This window comes from Arthrobacter sp. MDT2-16, assembly GCF_054510925.1.
The window spans coordinates 200,499-218,224 of record NZ_JBTNDP010000001.1; the positions used below are offsets into that span (position 1 = coordinate 200,499).

The following is a 17,726-nucleotide window of genomic DNA, read 5'->3' on the forward strand; positions in this document are numbered from 1 at the left end:
CGTCCCTGCGCGATGCCGTGAGACGACACGTGAAGGATCGTCCCGGGGATCATGCGGGGCGCATCCCCGGCCTCACAGGGCGGGGAGCGCCTCCGAGAACAGCCACGGCGTGAGCAAGCCCTCCACCTGTACGCCCGGAAGCAGTCGTACGGCGAGCGCGACGAAGTCGGGCGTGGTGGCCGTCCCGAAGCGGTACTCCCCGGACCACGCGCCCAGCAGCGCGAAGAAGGCGTCGTCACCCGCGGCCCTGCGGAGCGCATGCAGCGTGAGGGCGCCGCGCTTGTAGACGCGATCGTCGAACATGTCCGCAGCACCGGGGTCGCCGATCACGAGGTCCTGGGGCTTCACCCCGAGGCGCTGGTGCGTGGCTCGCGCGTGGGTCTCCGCCGTCGTCGACCCGCTGGACTCGGACCAGATCCACTCGGCATAGCAGGCGAAGCCCTCGTGCAGCCAGATGTCCTGCCACCGTGCTGCCGTGACCGCGTTGCCGAACCACTGATGGGCGAGCTCGTGGGCGATCAGCCGCTGCGCCTCCCAGCCCTGGTCGAGGTGGTTGCGGCCGATGATCGAGAGCGTCTGGGCCTCGAGCGGGATCTCCAGGTCATCGTCGGCCACCACCACGAGGTACTGGGGGTAGGGGTAGGGCCCGAAGCGCTGCTCGAACACGGACATCATCTCGTGGTGCCGGGCCAGCGACGCCTTGGCGGCCGGCGCCAGGGTCGGCGGCACGGCGGCGTACTGCGGCACGGGGCTCCCCGGCTCCCGCGGCATCGCATGGCCGGGCAGGCCGACGGCGGGCCGCGAGGGATCGTTCAGTGCCACGAGATCGTAGCGTCCTATCTGCACGGTGGCGAGGTAGGTGGCCATCGGCTCCGCCTGTTCGTACACCCAGGTGGTCCGGCTGGACCTGGCGATGCGCGAGACGAGCACGCCGTTGCAGATGGCCCTGTACCCGGAATCCGTCGTGGCCGTGAACCGGAAGGACGCCTTCTGCGAGGGATGGTCGTTGCAGGGGAACCAGGACGGTGCCCCGGTGGGCTGCCCGGCCACGAGGACGCCGTCGGTCAGCTCCTCCCATCCCACCTCGCCCCATGTGCCGGAGATCGGCGCGGGGTTGCCCTCGTACCGGATGTCGAGCCGGAACTCGGCGTCGTCGGGCACAGGATCCCTGAACGCGATGACGAGCTTGCCGTTGCGGTCCTTGAAGGAACGGACACGGGCGGTGTCCGAGGTGACCTTGGTGGTGCGGAGCCCGCTGAGGTCGAGCTCGAGCTGGTGCAGCTCCCTGTGGGCGGTCAGCGTGAGGACGGCGCGGCCAGCCAGGCGGTTGCTCAGGAGCTTGTAGTCGAGCGTGAGGTCGTAGTGCACCACACGGTAGGAGGTGCTGCCGTTGGTCGGTGTGTACGGATCAGGGGCGAAGCTCTCGGGGCTGCTGCTCACGCACCGTCTCCCGGGCCCGACCAGAAACTGACCGGATTCCCCATCCAGTAGGTGCCTGCAGGGACGGTCTCGCCGCGCATCACGAGCGACGCCGGCCCCACGGTGGCTCCCGCGTCGATCTGCGCGGCGGGCAGGATCACGCTGTGGGGGCCGAGGGTGGCTCCAGCAGCGAGCTCCACGGTGTCCATGCTCATGATCCTGTCATGGAAGAGATGGGTCTGCACCACGCATCCCCGGTTGACTGTGGACCCCGAGCCGAGCGTCACCAGGTCGGCCTCGGGCAGCCAGTAGCTCTCGCACCACACGCCGGAGCCGATCTTCGAGCCCAGGGCCCGCAGCCACCACACCAGCGCCGGCGTGCCGCTGGCCGCCCGCGCGAACCAGGGTGCGCTGACGCTCTCGATGAAGGTGTCCACCACCTCGTTGCGCCAGATGAAGGAGCTCCACAGCGGGTGTTCACCCGCCGTGATCCGTCCGACCAGCAGCCACTTCGCGACGACGGCGCTCCCGGCCGCGACCGCACCGAGCACCATGAACACCACACCGCTCAACAGGGCCGCCACGAGGTACCCGCCCTGAAGCGCGAGCGCGTCGAAGACCACGAGGGCGGCGGCGCCGATCATCACGGTGAGGATGATCGGCACCACGCGGCAGACCTCCCAGAAGCCGCGGGCCGTCTTCAGGCGCCGGGACGGTTCGAAGGTCCTGCTCTGGTCGCCCGTGACGGCGAGCCGGCGCAGGCGCGACGGCGGGCTGCCCAGCCAGGAGCTACCGGCCTTGGCCTTCGCGGGCGTGGCCGACAGCACGGCGACGAGTGAGTTCTTGGGCACACGGCGCCCCGCCGACGTCATACCGGAGTTGCCGAGGAACGCACGGCGTCCGATCTTCGCGGGCGCGATCCGCAGGTAACCGCCGCCGAGTTCGTACGAGGCCACCATGGTGTCGTCGGCGAGGAACGCACCCTCGTTGATGGTGGTCATCTTCGGGATCAGCAGCACGGTGGAGGCCTCGACATTGCGGCCCACCCGCGCCCCGAGGAGCCGGAGCCACACAGGTGTGAACAGGCTCGCGTAGAGCGGGAAGAGCAGGTCCCGCGCCATGTCGAGGGTGCGCTCGGTGGCCCAGATCTGCCAGCCCATCCGGCTGTGCGCCGGGTAGTGGCCCTCCCCCAGCCCGATCCCCAGCAGCCTCACCGTCGCCAGCACGAGGACGGCGTTGACCACGAACCACAGGACCGCTGCGAGGACCACGGGACCCACCAGGGACGGCAGGGCGGCCGAGAGCGACGGCTCTCCCTGCAGTGCCGCCACGACGGGCAGCGCTGCGATGACGGCCGCGGCGTACGGGATGAGTGCGAGCGCGCCCGACGCCGCAGCGAACGCCGCGAAGGACAGGCGGGAGCGCAGCGGCGAGCGCGCGGGCAGGGTGTCCGGCCACTCGTGCTTCGCCCTGCCGGCCCGGGTGGCGGGCGAGCCCGAGAAGAGCTGACCCGACCTGACGGTGCCATGGACGGCGGAGCCCGGGGCCACCTCGGCCCCGGTACCGATGCGCGCTCCCGGCATCAGGGTGCTGCGTGCACCGACCACGGCGCCCGCACCCACCGAGATGGCCCCGATGTGGACGCGGTCGCCGTCGATCCACCACCCCGAGAGGTCCACCTCCGGTTCCACGGAGGCCCCGGCCTCGAGCGTGAGCAGGCCGGTGACAGGCGGGACGGAGTGGAGGTCCACGTCGGGGCCGATGCTCGCGCCGAGCGCCCGCGCGTACACGGGCACCCAGGGTGCGCTGGCGAGGCCGACCGCACCCACGCTGTCCGAGATCTGTTCGGCGAGCCAGAGCCTCAGGTGCACCCTGCCGGACCGGGGGTAGACACCGGGCCGTACGCCGCGCAGCAGGATGCGGGCGGCGAGGACGGACAGCGCCATGCGGCCGAACGGGCTGACGAAGACGAGCCACGACGCCACTACCCACCACCAGGACAGGGTCGGAGCTGCCGTGAGGACCCCGAGTCCTGCAAGGACGTTGTTCGCGATCATCGCGTAGGTCAGCCAGCGCATGCCCGCGAGGAACTGCAGCGGGATGCCCATGAGCGTCTGGAAGACCTGTGACTTGCGGGCCGTGTGGCGCACCGCCCGTTCCGGCGCGGCGGGCTGCTCGTCGCCGTCGCCCGTGCCCGCGGCGAATGCGGCGAGGGCGGCGAGCCGGGGGTGCGCGTAGATGTCGGCGACCGTGACGACCGGGTAGCGCGTGCGGATCAGCGAGACGAGCCGGGCCGCGGCGAGGGATCCGCCGCCGTGCAGGAAGAAGTCGGCGTCCTCGTCGGCCGGTACCGTGCCCAGGACGGCGGCCCACTGGTCCGCGATCCACTGCACGCGGGGGTCGAGGTCCTCGATGCTGCCCGGAGCGCCGGGGTCGCCGACGCCGGCGAGGGGCCAGGGCAGGGCGTTCCGGTCCACCTTGCCGCTCGTCTTGGTGGGCAGTGCACCGGTGACGGTCAGCAGCGGTACCAGGGCCGCGGGCAGTGCGTCGGCCAGGAGGGTGCGCAGCGCCGGCAGGTCGGGATCGGCTCCGGCCGGCACGAGGTAGCCGACGAGGATCTGGTTGCCCGACGGCGTCGACCGGACGGCTGCGGCCGCGCCGGCGATCCCCGGCAGCGCCTGCAGGGCGGCGTCAACCTCGCCGAGCTCGATACGCCGGCCGCCGAGCTTCACCTGGTCGTCGGCACGTCCCACGAAGACGAGTCCGGCAGCGTGGAGCTGGACGAGGTCGCCCGAACGGTACGCCCGCTCCCATCCGAGGGTCGGCATCGGTGCGTACTTCTCGGCGTCCTTGGCGGGATCCAGGTAGCGGGCCAGGCCCACTCCGCCGATGATCAGTTCGCCCGTGCCGCCCTCCGCCACGGGCATGCCGGACTCGTCGACGACGGCCAGGTCCCACCCGTCCAGCGGCAGGCCGATACGCACGGGGCCCTGGCGGCCGAGGCGTGCTGCGCAGGCGACGACCGTCGCCTCGGTGGGACCGTAGGTGTTCCACACCTCGCGGTCGTGGACCGCCAGGCGTTGGGCGAGCTCGGGCGGGCAGGCCTCACCGCCGAAGATGAGGAGGCGCACGTTCTCGAGGGAGTCGGCGGGCCACAGCGCAGCGAGCGTGGGCACCGTGGACACGACCGTGATCCCCCGGGCGATGAGCCAGGGACCGAGATCGACGCCGGTGCGCACGAGCGCACGGGGCGCCGGCACGAGACACGCACCGTTCCGCCAGGCGAGCCACATCTCCTCGCAGGACGCATCGAACGCCACGGATAGGCCCGCGAGTACGCGGTCGGCGGGTCCGATCGGATCACGCTGCAGGAACAGGCGCGCCTCGGCGTCGACGAAGGCGGCAGCGGAGCGGTGCGTGACCGCCACACCCTTCGGCGTCCCCGTGGACCCGGAGGTGAAGATGACCCAGGCGTCGTCGTCGGGCGTCGGGGCGCCCGCGCCTCCCCGGCGCCCGCCCGTTCCGGTGGTCACCGACAGTCCCTGCCCGACGACGGCGGCAGCACGGGATTCGGCGAAGACCACGCGTGCGCGCTCGTCGGGATCGTCGGCGTCGACCGGCACGTAGGCGGCGCCTGCGGTGAGCACACCCAGGATCGCGATGTAGAGCTCGTTGGTGCCCGAGGGGATACGCACCCCCACGGTGTCCCCGCGTCCCACTCCCGCATCGTGCAAACGGGCCGCGAACTGTTCGGCGGCGACGACCAGCTCGGCGTAGCTCAGATCCGAGGTGCCGTCGTCGAGCGCCGAGGCGCTGGGGTGTTCGGCGGCCGTGGCACGGAGGATGTCGAGGAGCGTGCGGGGCGTCGGGGCGAGCGCGGACGCGGCGAACTGCGCGGAGGAGGGCTTTGCCTCGGTCGCGGGCGGAGGTGTGGTCACAGTCGGGATTCTTCCGGTGGAATGTGAACGGCAGGTGACCTGCGCCGGCCGTCCGTACACGGGCTCCGGGGAAGTCTACCGGGGGTACGGCGGCAACCCCCGGCTTCGCGTTCGTCCTAGACTTGCGGGGTGAGCACTCCCATCTCCACCCCGTACGAGGACCTGCTGCGCGACGTGATGGCGAACGGCGCGGCGAAGAGCGACAGGACGGGCACCGGCACCCGGAGCGTCTTCGGCCGGCAGCTGCGGTTCGATCTCAGCGAGTCCTTCCCGCTCATCACCACCAAGCGCGTGCACTTCAAGTCCGTGGCGCTCGAGCTGCTCTGGTTCCTCCGCGGTGATTCGAACGTCCGCTGGCTGCAGGAGCGCGGCGTCTCCATCTGGAACGAGTGGGCCGACGACGACGGCGAGCTCGGTCCGGTCTACGGCGTCCAGTGGCGCTCGTGGCCCACGCCCGACGGCGGGCACATCGACCAGATCGCCCAGGTGGTCGAAGCCCTGAAGACCAATCCGGACTCGCGCCGTCACCTCGTCTCGGCGTGGAACGTCTCCGAGATCTCCAGCATGGCGCTGCCTCCCTGCCACGTGTTCTTCCAGTTCTACGTGACGCCCGGCGTGGACGGCGGTCCAGGCAGGCTCTCCTGTCAGCTGTACCAGCGGTCGGCCGACACGTTCCTCGGTGTCCCCTTCAACATCGCGTCCTACGCACTGCTCACCCTCATGGTGGCGCAGCAGACCGGGCTCGAGCCCGGCGAGTTCATCTGGACCGGCGGCGACGTCCACGTCTACGACAACCATGTGGAGCAGGTCGCGGAGCAGCTGTCCCGGGAGCCGTACCCGTACCCGCGGATCGAGCTGAAGCGGAAGCCAGCCAGCATCTTCGACTACGCACTGGAGGACTTCGAAGTGGTCGACTACCAGCACCACCCCACGATCAAGGCACCGGTGGCGGTATGACCGAGGCCCGCACGCTCAGCGTGGCCGACGCCGTCACGTCGCGTCCCGTGATCGGCCTGATCTGGGCGCAGACCGAGAACGGCGTGATCGGCCGGGACGGCGGCATCCCCTGGCACGTGCCCGAGGACATGGCGCACTTCAAGGCCACGACGACGGGGCATCCCGTCATCATGGGCCGTCGGACCTGGGAGTCCTTCCCCCCGGCGTTCCGGCCGCTGCCGGATCGTACGAACATCGTCATCTCCAGCTCCGGAGTGGACCTGCCGGGTGCCGTCGTCGTCGATTCGCTCGATGCCGCGTTCCACGCCGCCCGGGCCAGTCCCGGATCGGAGGAGATCTGGGTGATCGGCGGAGGCCGTGTCTACGCCGACGCCATGGAGCGGGCGAATGCGGCGCTGGTCACCGTCGTCGAGTCCACGGTCGACGGCGACACCGTTGCTCCGGCCCTCGGAACCGACTGGGCGCTCGCGGCGCTGTCGCCCGAATCGGGGTGGCTCGAGTCCTCGAAGGGGCCCCGGTACCGCATCAGTCTCTGGACCAGGACGCCCGAGGAGCCGGCCGGGCGACAGGGCGTCGCCTGAACGGAGTGCCGGGAGAGTCGTCCGGGTGCCGGGAGAGTCGTCCGGGTGCCGGGGCAGTTTCCGGTCGCCGGATCGGACCACAGAAGCCGCGAGGACCGGTCAGCCGTCGGGTCGGTCGCCGGGGCGGTGAGGCGTTGAGGTGGTGAGACGTGAGTCAATCCGAGCCGTCGGGAGCACCATCCGGCACCCCCTGAGGCGTGAGGGTAAGGATGGGCAGGTCGCCGTCCGTCTCGATCGCATCTCCACCGCCGTTGCGGCTGTGGTAGCCGGAGGAGAAATGCCGGATCGTGCGCACGTCGGCCCTCGACCTCAGACTGGTCACCACCCAGTCCCGTTCGTCGTCGGTCCGGGCGGCAACCCGGTGGGTCACCTGGAAGGTGAACAGGGACAGTCCGACGCTGCGGTCGAACGTCGCGGCCCCCACGAGGTCGACGTCGAACCCGCCAGGAAGGATCCACCCCGGCGGACAGGTCCAGAAGCGCACGTGGTGCCGTTGCCACGGAGTGCCGGCGACCTCCTGCTCGAAAGCGAGGTCCTGCTTCCGGCCGAAGACGAAGAGCGGACTCACCGGGGCGGACGGGTAGCTGCGGCGCAGCACCGACGCGGTGATGATCCGCAGGCTGGTGCGGAGCGTCAGGGGGTCGGCCTCGATCCACCCGGCGGACAGCATAGCGGCCCGTAGATCCGGGACCGTACCGATGACGGCCAGGTTGACCGGATCGCCGAGGAGTCCGTCCGCCGTGCGGGTCCTCCCGATGAAGTAGTCGGGGACGTAGACGCGGGTCAGCAGCCTGTTGATCCGCGGTACGAGGACGTAGGCGGCCAGGGCCCAGATGATCACGAACACCCACGGCTGGCGAACGCCGTCATCCACCTCTTCGAGGAAGAGCGCGTAAATCGCCCAGCCGGAAAGTACTACCGCCAGGAGGAAGAAGAGGCGCTGGGCGAGGAGCACCACGGTGCTGGCAAGGTGTCCTGATCCTCGTCCGGTACCGCCCCTGCGAGCGCGTGGCGCCTCGTTCATCCGCCTATCCTAGGTCCGGGTGCAGGGCTAGGCTCGGACCGTGCAGCGCCCCGACGACGCCGAACCACCGGATCGACAGGACCTCAGGTCCCGGTACAGGCTGCTGCTCACGCGAGGGGACTCGACCGATCGGACCGTGTTCTTCAGCGACGCCGTGTTCGCCATCGCCATGACCCTTCTGGTCCTCGACCTGGAGGTACCCGGTGGTCTTCCGGAGGACCAGGTCGGCGCCGCGCTCGTGGGGCAACTCCCGCACTTCCTCTCCTTCGTCCTCAGCTTCGCGGTCCTCGGCAGTGCCTGGCTGAACCACCACCGGAAGTTCAGTGTGATCGTCCGGTACGACTTCCGGCTGCAGGTCCTGAACCTGCTGCTGCTCTTCTTCGTGGCCTTGCTCCCGTTGCCGACCACTCTGCTCAGCGAGTACGGCGGGGCGTCCTCGCCCTGGCCGGTGGCTCTCTACGCGACGGTGGTCGCGGGTGTCTACTCGATGCTGAACCTGGTATGGGCATATGCGTGGCGGGCGAGGCTCATGGCGTCGGTCGTGGACCGGGACCTCTACCGGTACGTGCTGCGGGCGCTGCTCCCCGTACCGCTGGTGTTCGCCGCGACCATCCCGCTGGCCTTCCTCCTTCCCGGGATCGCCATGTTCGTGTGGCTGCTGATCATCCCGGCCGACATCGTAGTCCATCGGGTGATCAACGCGCCGGTCGCGGCGTCCCCGGACGGGCTCCCCGGGGCGACGTGAGGACCGGGCGATGCGTCCCCCGTCGGTTGGCGCGGTCCGGCACCTCGGTCCAGCGCTTCTGCCCGACGCGTCTGCCCACCACCTCTCCCCAGCGCCGCGGAGGCGGTCTCGCACCCCGCTGCCTGTCAGGACTACAGCAGGCGGGCGAGGCGCCAGTCACAAAGCGGTCGCTCCGGCCGTCCGACGCCTAAACTGGAGGGCATGACTTCAGCACCCGAGAGCTCCGCCCTGCCGTCCGTCGGATTCGTGGGCTGGCGCGGCATGGTGGGCTCGGTCCTCATGCAGCGGCTCCAGGACGAGGGCGACTTCGCCCGCGTCAATCCCGTGTTCTTCTCGACGTCGGCCGCAGGTGGGGCGGCGCCGTCGTTCGCAGAGGGTGCTGGAACGTTGCAGGACGCGTACGACGTCGAGACCCTCGCCAAGCTGCCGATCATCGTCACAGCGCAGGGCGGCGACTACACCTCCGAGGTCTACCCCAAGCTACGTGACGCGGGATGGTCGGGCCTGTGGCTCGACGCTGCATCCACCCTGCGGATGGAGCAGGACAGCGTGATCGTGCTGGATCCCGTCAACCGGTCCGCCATCGATGCCGGCCTCGCGAACGGCGTGCGGGACTTCATCGGCGGCAACTGCACGGTCTCGTGCATGCTCATGGGTCTGGGCGGGCTCTTCCGCAACGGGCTGGTGGAGTGGGGCACCTCGATGACCTACCAGGCGGCGTCGGGTGGTGGAGCACGTCATATGCGCGAACTCCTGAACCAGTTCGGTGCGCTCCACGGGACCGTCGCCATGAACCTCGACGACCCGGCGTCGGCGATCCTCGACATCGACCGGGCCATCCTCGCCAAGCAGCGTCACCCGAGCCTCGAGGCCTCCCAGTTCGGTGTCCCCCTGGCCGGCTCCGTCATCCCCTGGATCGACAGCGACCTCGGCAACGGCCAGTCGAAGGAGGAGTGGAAGGCCGGAGCGGAGACCAACAAGATTCTCGGGACCGACACCCGTATCCCCTTCGACGGTCTCTGCGTCCGTGTGGGGGCCATGAGGTCGCACTCACAGGCACTGACCCTGAAGCTGACGCAGGACCTCCCTGTCGATGAGATCGAATCGATCATCGCAGCGGACAACGAATGGGTGCGCGTCATCCCGAACACGAAGGCGGAGACGCTTGCAGGCCTCACCCCTGTTGCAGCTACCGGTTCCCTCGACATCCCGGTGGGACGTATCCGCAAACTCGAGATGGGTCCCGAGTACATCAGCGCCTTCACCGTCGGCGACCAGCTGCTCTGGGGTGCGGCCGAGCCACTCCGGCGCATGCTCATGATCGCCACCGGGAACCTCTAGGTAGGGTCTCCCGGGCGCACGCTTCGTTGCTGTGACATGATCTGACAGCAGCGCTGCACTGCTCTTCCGTCGTGGAGGATGGCGGCGATACTGGGATCATGCGCATGGACGAGATCCTCGACGAGATCAGGGCATTCGACGGGGTGGTGGAGGTGGCGCCCCGAGAGGGTGATGGAGCCCCGCAGATCGCCTGGGGTGACCACTTCTTCTACTACTCTCCGGACGGAACCGTCCCGCAGCACACCCAGCCCTACGCGACGATCGTCACCAAGGACTATCCCGACGACACGCGGTCGAACCTCGATGCGGAGGGCAGGTGGCGGTTGAACATCCACGTCGGGTCGGCAAAGGCTCGGCAGTTGGTGAGGGACAGCGCCAGCGGAGTCGACGCCAGTGGAGACAGCGCCAGTGGTATCGACGCCAGCGATGTCGGGTTCAGTGGTGTCGACTTCAGTGAGGTGGACACGATCCTGCCTCACCCGGTCTACGGTCACCTCGGCTGGATTGCGATCGTGAATCCTGGTCAGCGGGTGGGGGCAGCAGTGCTGGAACTCCTGCACGACGCCCATGAGGACGAGCGACGCCGGGTCGAACGTCGCGCGTAGGTGAGCCATCTGGCGTCCGTCGGCGTCATGTCGACACCGTCCCTGACGCGGTGAGCACGTCGGGCCGGACGTTCCAGTATCTGTTCCGTCGGGCCGTGGTGCCGTGTCGGGCGAGGTGTGGTGGAGGGGTGAACCAAGGCATGCCGTTGCGGGACGCGACCGTCCATTGGCCCTGATGGATGGTGTGGTGGTGATGGGCGCAGAGCAGTACTCCGTTGTCGATGCTGGTATTGCCGCCGTGCGCCCACGGTGTGATGTGGTGTGCTTCGCACCAGCTGGCGGGAACCGTGCAGTCGGGGAACGCGCACCCGATGTCCCGGGCGACAAGGGCCCGGCGCAGATGGGGCGGGAACAGGCGGTTTGCGCGGCCGAGATCCAGGACCTGTCCGTCACCGCCGAGCACGAGCGGGATGATGTAGGCGTCACACGCGAGGCGTCGGATACTTCGGGTGCTCATCTGCTCGGCGAAGACAGCACGTCCGGGTCTGGACCTGATGCCGGCCCCAGACCCGGACCAAGCCGCGGCTCCTGGCCAAGCGCCAGCTCTGCCACTGGTCCTACCTGCGTTGTCGGCGCTGGCAGTGCTGCCGGCACTGACTGAGCTGTTGACGCTGCCGATGCCGGCTGCGCTGCCTTCGCTACCGGTGGTGAGGTCGGCTAGGAGGTCGCGGTAGTCGATAGTGACCATGACCTGGGGCCGGTGACCTCCGGTCGCAGGCAGTTGCGTACCTGAGAGGGCGATCCGGCAGGCACCGACCAGCCCGTCGAGCATGCGCTGCGCCCTGGTTCCGGCCTCCAGTCCGCCGTACACCGACGGTGATCCACCTGATCCAGCCCCACTCCCCGCATTTGCCGCACTCCCAGCGAGATCCTGTGCAGACGTGGTGTTTCCCGCGAAGTAGACATCATGATCGGGCCGGGTCCCGCTGCCGGACCGGCCATCGCGGGGGCTCCGAGGATTGGTGGCGGTGTTCATGACCGTGGCGAGGTGCTCGAACTGCTCGTCCGTAGCGCCGATCTCCAGCATGTGCAGCCCGTGGCGTCGGCCCCGAAGGAACACACCCTGCCGGGCGCGCAGGATCTTCTCGGTGGGTTCCTGTCCGTCCTGGTCGAGCACTGCCTCCCAGTAGCGGGTGACGGACCGCAGGACCTCTTCGTCGGACTCGATCGCCTGCAGGGTGAGCTGACGTTCCATCTGGACGAGTTGCTCGTCGACGGCGACGCAGCGGACCCTGTCCACCGCGGCACAGATGATCGTCGCCGCCCGCCCACTGACCTCGCCCGAACCGACGGCGATGCTCAGGGTCTGCAGTGGCGGATCCAGAGAGGCCCCGGAAACGGAGGTACCGGGCAGGACATTCTGGGCCAACACCAGGCGGCGCTTCGCTTCGGCCCGACTGATACCTAGCTTTGCCCGCAGATACTGGGCACATCTCTGTGCCGGTCGTTCACCGGAAGTGGCGCCCGAGCCCGCGCCGATGTCAGCGGCGGATATCGCTGGTCCTTCGGGTGCCTGCGCCGTCGATGATGGAAGGGAGCTGGACCCCAGGCGCTGCTCCGCCGAAGCAAGATCGAAGTCCCTGGCCATGCCTGCGGTGATGACCTGCAAGTGATCGACGATCCGCGAGATGTCCTCGACCTCCACGAGAACCTGCACCGCCTGTCTCGTGGAGAGTATCCGACCTGAGCTCATCAGCCGGTCGGCCGCCCGTACCAGAGCGGCCCGTACCGAACCCAGGGGAACGTCTGCCCCTAGAAACCCCTCAGTCTCCGAAGACGCCTGGGCGTCCACAGATCCCTCGCTCTGCAAAGATGCGTCGATCACCTGGCGTCCGCGAGCTGTCGGAGATGTAGCGGCTCGAAGGGACGATCCGGACTTCGCCGACATACCAGATCTCAAGGAGACGTCTGTTTCCTGGAGGTCCTCGACCGGTGCTGTAGCCATACCCGAACTTATCGAACACACGTTCTACCATGGGGCCAGGCCGACCCGTATGTGGACAAATTCCGGTCCTTCATCGACGCACCCGAACCGTGCCCCATGCAGACAGGGCAACCGAAGCGCGGCATCCCCCGACTCGACCCGATAACGTCGGAGGGCCCGTGCAGGATGGGCGCATGGATTCCGTGAACGCAGACACCATCCTCCGGCGCTTCTTCGCCGTGAGCGGTCATGTGCAGCATCCCGAGAGCCTGCTGCGGTACGAGCGCGTCCAGACCCACCTCCGCGACTACCTCGAGCAGGTCGCCGCAGTCAGGCTGACCGACGCCGAGCAGGAGTTGCTCGCCCTGGAGCGGCAGTTCGGGACCGAGAGCCCCTATGCCCAGGTCATGGGTGCGCGGGATCTGCTCCATGCCCTCCCGGACTTCCTCGCCGTCCCACAGCTCCTCCCGGACTTCCATGATCGGCTCGCACAGATCAGCGTGGCCTCGCGCCTTGCCCAGTGGCTGTGTTCACGCCGACTCGTCGAGCGCGAGGACAGCTGGCACGACGTCGTGCTGACGCGCGCTGCCGCCGAGCAGGCCCGCAGGTCACCCGCGCTCTAGGAGCGCGGGCGTGGGACGGCCGGCGACCAAGGACCGTCGCACCCGCAACCGACCCAGGAGGACCGCTGTCGCTCACCCGCTCGCAGGGGGACGACAGACTCCGGGGACCTACAGGACGCAGCCGATGAGCAGCGGTTCCGGCTCCAGGCGAATGCCGAACGCGTTCTCCACACCGTCCCGCACCAGCCGCGCGACCGAGAGGAGATCCGACGTCGAGGCTTCTCCCCTGTTGGTGACGGCAAGCGTGTGCTTCGTCGACAGGGACGCCCTGCCACCCGCCGCAGTGTGCGCGTCGTCGTCCCCGAGCCCGTAGCCCTTCGAGAACCCGGCATGCTCGATCAGCCACGCGGCACTGAGCTTCACGTGCCCCTCGGTACCGGAGGGGTACCGGGGGGCGTCGACCGGCAGGCTGTCCGCAACGGCCTGCGGGACGATCGGGTTGGTGAAGAAGGAGCCGGTGCTGCGGGTGTCCGGATCGGCCGCGTCGAGCACCATGCCCTTCCCCCGGCGCAGCTTCAGCACCTCGCGCCGCACGTCGTTGGCGTAGGCCCGTGCGCCCACCTCGACGCCCAGGGCCCGCGCGAGTTCCGCATAGCGGATGGGCTTGCTCAGACGACCCAGTCCGAGCTGGAACTCGACCGACAGCACTACGTAGCGCGGCGAGCCGTCCACCGTGGTGCGCTTCAGGAGGGAGTCCCGGTAGCCGAACTTCAGCTCGAAGTTGGTGAAGCTCTTGATCCTGTCGGTCTCGCGGTCGAACGTCCGCACCGTGGCGATGGTCTGGGAGACATCGGCACCGTAGGCACCGACATTCTGCACGGGAGTGGCTCCTGTGGAACCCGGGATGCCCGAGAGCGCCTCGAGCCCCGAGAACGCGTGCATCACGGTGTAGCGGACGAGGTCGTCCCAGTCGTGCCCGGCTTGGACGTTGACCATGACGCCGCCACAGGTGGCGTCGTCGTCGTTGACCGTGAAGCCCGTGGATGCGATGCGCACCACGGTGCCGTCGAAGCCGTCGTCACCGATCAGCAGGTTGGAGCCGCCGCTGATGATGAGCAGTGGCTCCCCCGCGCCATCGGCGGCACGGACGGCCTCGATGATGCCCTGCTCGGTCGATGCCCCGACGAGCTTGTGCGCAGGGCCTCCGACGCGCGCGGTCGTCAGGTCGGCCAACCGGGTACCGGTCACAGGTGCGGTCATCGCAGCCTCACCACGGCCTGGGCTTTCACGAGGACTTTCTGCCCCGCGAACGTCACTGTGAGGTCGATGCGTGCGGTGGACGCCTCCGCGTCCACTGCCCCGACGACTCCCGTCACCTCGACGACTGCACCCGGCTCGCCGGGCTGCGCTGTGGTGTCCTCGACGATGACGGGCTTGGTGAAGCGCGTCTGGTAGTCGACGACGGCGGCCGGGTCGCCGATCCAGTCGGTCACGAGCTGGACCGCGGCACCCATGGTGAACATGCCGTGGGCGATGACGCCGGGAAGCCCTACGCCCTCGGCGAAGGCCTGGTTCCAGTGGATCGGATTGAAGTCTCCCGACGCCCCTGCGTAGCGCACCAGGTCCTGCCGGGTGATCCCGATGGTGGACGAGCCGATCTGCTGCCCCACCTCGAGGGTGGTGGTCGATACTGCCATGGCTACTGCTCCTCTCCGCGAACGAGGATGGACGAGGTGGTCGTGGCGGCGCGCTCGCCGTCGATGGTGGAGATCTCGGCGCGCGTCGTGATCATCGCTCCCCCGCCCATGGCCCGCACCTGGTCCACGTGCAGTTCGGCGACGAGCTGGTCGCCCGCGATGATCGGGCGATGATGGATGAATCGCTGGTCCGCATGGACCACCCGCGTGAAGTCGATGCCGGCGCTCGGATCATTGATGAGCTGCGCGTCGGCGCGCTGGGCGATGATGATGGCGAAGGTGGGCGGCGCCACCAGGTCGGCGTGGCCGAGCGCTGCCGCGGCTTCGACGTCGTAGTGCGCGGGATGGGTCGCCTTGACGGCCCGGGCGAAGTCCCGGATGGCCTCGCGACCCACGGCATAGGGCTCTCCCGCGGCGTAGCTGCGGCCCTGCAGGTCTGGGTCGATGGTCATGGATCCTCCGTGGGAAGCGGCGTAGGGGTACTGGGACAGTCGGATGGGGCGGCGGGGCACGCCGAGGGCCGGCAGGGGGTCAGCGCTGGTCCTTGATGCGGCGCCGGACGTCACGCGAGCGGACCACCATGCCCGCCAGGTGGCACACCATCCCGACCACGATGACCGGGATGCCGGTGAACACGAGTGCGCCCTGGTCGGTGGCGGCCCCGACGACCGCGACGAGGATGCCGATCGCCGTGGTCACCAGTGCGGAGACCACCAGCTTGCGGTACAGGTCCGAGCCGGTCTCCCAGGGCGTATTCAGCATTGTCCGATTCTACTGCCGCGGCGAGGGAAGCTGCTCAGAACAGCGCCTCCTGGACGGCGGGGACACGCGTGCTGAAGTCGCCGAACTGCAGACGCCTGCCCTTGAGCTGGGCGAGATCGGCGACGAAGAGGAGATCCGTGCCGTCGATCGCGACGATCGCCGAGGAGCCGAGGACCTCACGGAGAACGAACCCGTGCTGCCCCCGCTCCAGCGGTTCCGGGTAGGGCTGCAGGCCGCCGTAGCGCAGCACCGCGGACCAGGACGACGGCGGCTCGAACTCCTCGTGCACCACTTCGAAGCCCTCGACGTCCACGCCGCCCTGCAGCAGTCCCCTGCTCGCCAGGGCGAAGCCGTCGTTGATCCGCTCGAGCTGCGCCAGCGGCAGGGGCGCACACAGGGAGGCGGCCTTCGTCGCTGAGCGCACGGCCTGCGGGAGACCCACGCTCCGGGTGACCTCGTCCTCGAGGATGCGTACCACCCGCCCGTCGTCGGCATGCGCGACGAACTGTGCCACCACCGCGCCCTGCTCCACGAGCCGCCCGCGCTTCCTGGGGTCCGAGGCGGTACCGACCTTCGTTGAACCGTCCGCGAAGGTCGCGACATACAACCAGTGGGGCTGGTCGAGGTAGCGCTTCAGCCCTGCGGGGGCGATACCGGACCGGTGGATGTCGTGCATGAAGCGGACGTCGTCCTGGGCGAAGCACCGTCCGCACTGGTGGCTCCGTGCAGCCGGTGCCTGGTCCACGCACGGCACCCAGGTGCGGTCGTCCCGCCCGTGGACGCGATGGAAGCCCAGGCAGTAGCGCCCGGTGGCGACCACCTCGAAGCCGAGCCGGGAGCCCGATGCGAGGGAGACGTCGCGCAGGCCGAGCTCCCCATCGGGTGCATCGCCGGCAGGCTCCGAAGGCACCTCGCGGAGGACCAGGACAGGCTCGGTGCCGTGCCAGGTCACACCGCTGCAGAGGTAGGTGGAGGTCACGGTGCAAGCCTAGGCGCGGCCACCCCCACTATCGGTCCGGGCACCCGACCTCAGGCGAGCACTTCGCTGAGGTCGTAGGCCGCCGGGATCTCCAGCTGCTCGAAGGTGCACGAGCGGGCCTCCCGGTCAGGCCGCCACCGGTCGAACTGGACGGTGTGCCGGAACCGGCTGCCCTCCATCTGGTCGTACCGCACCTCGACCACCCGGCGGGGATACAGACGGATGTAGGACACGTCCCTCGCGGAGGCGAAACGGCTGCGGTCGGTCTCGCCGAGCTCGGGTTCGCCGTCGTCGTTCCTCATCACATCGGCATCGAGTTCCTCGACGAGCTCCAGGCGCCGCGCGTCCGGGAACGCCGAGATGCCGCCGACGTTGCGCAGCTCGCCGTCGTCGTCGTACAGGCCGAGCAGCAGCGACCCGACACCCCTGCCGGACTTGTGCACGCGGTACCCGAGCACCACGGTGTCGGCGCTGCGGTGGTGCTTGACCTTGAGCATGCGCCGCTTGTTCGGCTCGTACGGCGCCGCCAGCGGTTTCGCGACCACGCCGTCGAGGCCGGCGCCCTCGAACTCGACGAGCCAGCGGCGCGCCAGCGCGACATCGGGCGTGACCTGCGACAAGTGCACCGGCGCCGAGAAGGACTTCCCGAGCACGGCGAGCGCCCTGCGCCGCTCGCTGAAGGGGAGGCCCGTCAGGTCGTCGTCACCGGTGGCGAGCAGGTCGAAGGCCACGAACGACGACGGCGTCTGGCCGGCCAGGAGGCGTACCCGGCTCTCGGCCGGATGGATGCGCTGGGACAGCGCCTCCCAGTCCAGGCGTTCCGCGCCGGGTTCGCCCCGGCGCACCACGATCTCCCCGTCCACGACGCAGCGTGCCGGCAGGTTCTCCAGCAGGGCCTCGACGAGTTCGGGGAAGTACCGGGTCAGCATCTTGGAGCCGCGGCTGCCGATCTCGCAGGTGCCGTCCTCGATCTTCACGATTGCCCGGAATCCGTCCCACTTCGGTTCGTACAGCAGACCGCCAGGGGTGCTATCGGGTTCGGGTACGGCGTCGACCGCCTTCGCGAGCATCGGCTGGACGGGGAACGGGAGGTCGGTCATGTCCTGATCGTGCCGTACCGGCAGGGTGGTTGGCTACGCGGTCGCGACCCGGGATGCGATGAGACAGCCCGGACCGCAGCCCCGCCGCTGC

16 protein-coding genes are annotated in these 17,726 nt (G+C 69.3%); 6 read left to right on the forward strand and 10 right to left on the reverse strand.

Translation table 11 applies throughout. The features are described 5' to 3' along the window. Nucleotides 1-72 precede the first annotated feature (72 nt). Nucleotides 73-1,440, reverse strand: a complete 1,368-nt coding sequence (locus tag ACX80N_RS00955) for a M1 family metallopeptidase (protein ID WP_459337927.1) — start codon at nucleotides 1,438-1,440, stop codon at nucleotides 73-75. After that, nucleotides 1,437-5,357, reverse strand: coding sequence for a Pls/PosA family non-ribosomal peptide synthetase (locus tag ACX80N_RS00960; protein WP_459337928.1), 3,921 nt, complete (start codon nucleotides 5,355-5,357; stop codon nucleotides 1,437-1,439). Before ACX80N_RS00960 ends, ACX80N_RS00955 begins: the two co-directional genes overlap by 4 nt. A 177-nt stretch (nucleotides 5,358-5,534) precedes the next feature. Between ACX80N_RS00960 and ACX80N_RS00965 the strand changes: the two genes are divergently transcribed. Together ACX80N_RS00965 and ACX80N_RS00970 are read left to right on the forward strand one after the other, a co-directional pair. Continuing rightward, a complete protein-coding gene (locus ACX80N_RS00965; RefSeq protein ID WP_240615272.1) occupies nucleotides 5,535-6,314 on the forward strand; it encodes a thymidylate synthase in 780 nt (259 codons plus the stop codon). Then, on the forward strand, nucleotides 6,311-6,895 hold the full coding sequence (locus ACX80N_RS00970) for a dihydrofolate reductase (RefSeq protein ID WP_459337929.1): 585 nt from the start codon (nucleotides 6,311-6,313) through the stop codon (nucleotides 6,893-6,895). Before ACX80N_RS00965 ends, ACX80N_RS00970 begins: the two co-directional genes overlap by 4 nt. Before the next feature lie 154 nt (nucleotides 6,896-7,049). Here the strand turns inward: ACX80N_RS00970 and ACX80N_RS00975 are convergent, their stop codons facing one another. Continuing rightward, nucleotides 7,050-7,919 (reverse strand): LssY C-terminal domain-containing protein, encoded by an 870-nt coding sequence (locus tag ACX80N_RS00975; RefSeq protein ID WP_105032960.1) that lies wholly within the window; start codon nucleotides 7,917-7,919, stop codon nucleotides 7,050-7,052. Between the two features lie 40 nt (nucleotides 7,920-7,959). On the opposite strand from ACX80N_RS00975, the gene ACX80N_RS00980 reads away from it, so the two are divergent. From ACX80N_RS00980 to ACX80N_RS00990, 3 genes are all read left to right on the forward strand, one after another. Next, on the forward strand, nucleotides 7,960-8,664 hold the full coding sequence (locus ACX80N_RS00980; protein WP_459337930.1) for a TMEM175 family protein: 705 nt from the start codon (nucleotides 7,960-7,962) through the stop codon (nucleotides 8,662-8,664). A 201-nt stretch (nucleotides 8,665-8,865) separates the two neighbouring features. After that, nucleotides 8,866-10,005 carry an aspartate-semialdehyde dehydrogenase gene (asd, locus tag ACX80N_RS00985; RefSeq protein WP_105032961.1) on the forward strand — a complete coding sequence of 380 codons (1,140 nt, stop codon included), beginning with the start codon at nucleotides 8,866-8,868 and terminating at the stop codon, nucleotides 10,003-10,005. 104 nt (nucleotides 10,006-10,109) lie between these two features. Next, nucleotides 10,110-10,610 (forward strand): DUF6194 family protein, encoded by a 501-nt coding sequence (locus ACX80N_RS00990; RefSeq protein WP_459337931.1) that lies wholly within the window; start codon nucleotides 10,110-10,112, stop codon nucleotides 10,608-10,610. 25 nt (nucleotides 10,611-10,635) lie between these two features. On the opposite strand, the gene ACX80N_RS00995 is transcribed toward ACX80N_RS00990, so the two are convergent. Then, nucleotides 10,636-12,555, reverse strand: coding sequence for an HNH endonuclease signature motif containing protein (locus ACX80N_RS00995; RefSeq protein ID WP_459337932.1), 1,920 nt, complete (start codon nucleotides 12,553-12,555; stop codon nucleotides 10,636-10,638). 173 nt (nucleotides 12,556-12,728) lie between these two features. Between ACX80N_RS00995 and ACX80N_RS01000 the strand changes: the two genes are divergently transcribed. After that, complete coding sequence (locus ACX80N_RS01000) at nucleotides 12,729-13,157, forward strand: hypothetical protein (RefSeq protein ID WP_105032963.1); 429 nt, start codon at nucleotides 12,729-12,731, stop codon at nucleotides 13,155-13,157. A gap of 108 nt (nucleotides 13,158-13,265) precedes the next feature. On the opposite strand, the gene ACX80N_RS01005 is transcribed toward ACX80N_RS01000, so the two are convergent. From ACX80N_RS01005 to ACX80N_RS01030, 6 genes are all read right to left on the reverse strand, one after another. Beyond that, on the reverse strand, nucleotides 13,266-14,357 hold the full coding sequence (locus ACX80N_RS01005) for a UDP-N-acetylmuramate dehydrogenase (protein ID WP_459337933.1): 1,092 nt from the start codon (nucleotides 14,355-14,357) through the stop codon (nucleotides 13,266-13,268). Next, nucleotides 14,354-14,794: a MaoC family dehydratase gene (locus ACX80N_RS01010; protein WP_105032965.1), complete on the reverse strand. Its 441-nt coding sequence runs from the start codon at nucleotides 14,792-14,794 to the stop codon at nucleotides 14,354-14,356. Before ACX80N_RS01010 ends, ACX80N_RS01005 begins: the two co-directional genes overlap by 4 nt. Nucleotides 14,795-14,796: 2 nt before the next feature. Beyond that, entirely contained in the window at nucleotides 14,797-15,246 is a 450-nt protein-coding gene (locus ACX80N_RS01015) for an FAS1-like dehydratase domain-containing protein (RefSeq protein ID WP_105032966.1), read from the reverse strand. Between the two features lie 79 nt (nucleotides 15,247-15,325). Continuing rightward, entirely contained in the window at nucleotides 15,326-15,556 is a 231-nt protein-coding gene (locus tag ACX80N_RS01020; RefSeq protein ID WP_105032967.1) for a hypothetical protein, read from the reverse strand. 34 nt (nucleotides 15,557-15,590) lie between these two features. Further along, complete coding sequence (locus ACX80N_RS01025; protein ID WP_105032968.1) at nucleotides 15,591-16,535, reverse strand: DUF2797 domain-containing protein; 945 nt, start codon at nucleotides 16,533-16,535, stop codon at nucleotides 15,591-15,593. Nucleotides 16,536-16,585: 50 nt separating this feature from the next. Next, entirely contained in the window at nucleotides 16,586-17,635 is a 1,050-nt protein-coding gene (locus ACX80N_RS01030) for an ATP-dependent DNA ligase (protein ID WP_105032969.1), read from the reverse strand. Nucleotides 17,636-17,726: the final 91 nt, after the last annotated feature.

Excerpts from the sequence above, each read along its gene's own strand:
- ACX80N_RS00965 (WP_240615272.1), top strand. The coding sequence starts at position 5,535 with ATGGCGAACGGCGCGGCGAAGAGCGACAGGACGGGCACCGGCACCCGG.
- ACX80N_RS00970 (WP_459337929.1), top strand. The coding sequence starts at position 6,311 with ATGACCGAGGCCCGCACGCTCAGCGTGGCCGACGCCGTCACGTCGCGT.
- ACX80N_RS00975 (WP_105032960.1), bottom strand. The coding sequence starts at position 7,919 with ATGAACGAGGCGCCACGCGCTCGCAGGGGCGGTACCGGACGAGGATCA.
- asd (WP_105032961.1), top strand. The coding sequence starts at position 8,866 with ATGACTTCAGCACCCGAGAGCTCCGCCCTGCCGTCCGTCGGATTCGTG.
- ACX80N_RS00990 (WP_459337931.1), top strand. The coding sequence starts at position 10,110 with ATGGACGAGATCCTCGACGAGATCAGGGCATTCGACGGGGTGGTGGAG.
- ACX80N_RS00995 (WP_459337932.1), bottom strand. The coding sequence starts at position 12,555 with ATGGCTACAGCACCGGTCGAGGACCTCCAGGAAACAGACGTCTCCTTG.
- ACX80N_RS01000 (WP_105032963.1), top strand. The coding sequence starts at position 12,729 with ATGGATTCCGTGAACGCAGACACCATCCTCCGGCGCTTCTTCGCCGTG.
- ACX80N_RS01005 (WP_459337933.1), bottom strand. The coding sequence starts at position 14,357 with ATGACCGCACCTGTGACCGGTACCCGGTTGGCCGACCTGACGACCGCG.
- ACX80N_RS01010 (WP_105032965.1), bottom strand. The coding sequence starts at position 14,794 with ATGGCAGTATCGACCACCACCCTCGAGGTGGGGCAGCAGATCGGCTCG.
- ACX80N_RS01015 (WP_105032966.1), bottom strand. The coding sequence starts at position 15,246 with ATGACCATCGACCCAGACCTGCAGGGCCGCAGCTACGCCGCGGGAGAG.
- ACX80N_RS01020 (WP_105032967.1), bottom strand. The coding sequence starts at position 15,556 with ATGCTGAATACGCCCTGGGAGACCGGCTCGGACCTGTACCGCAAGCTG.
- ACX80N_RS01030 (WP_105032969.1), bottom strand. The coding sequence starts at position 17,635 with ATGACCGACCTCCCGTTCCCCGTCCAGCCGATGCTCGCGAAGGCGGTC.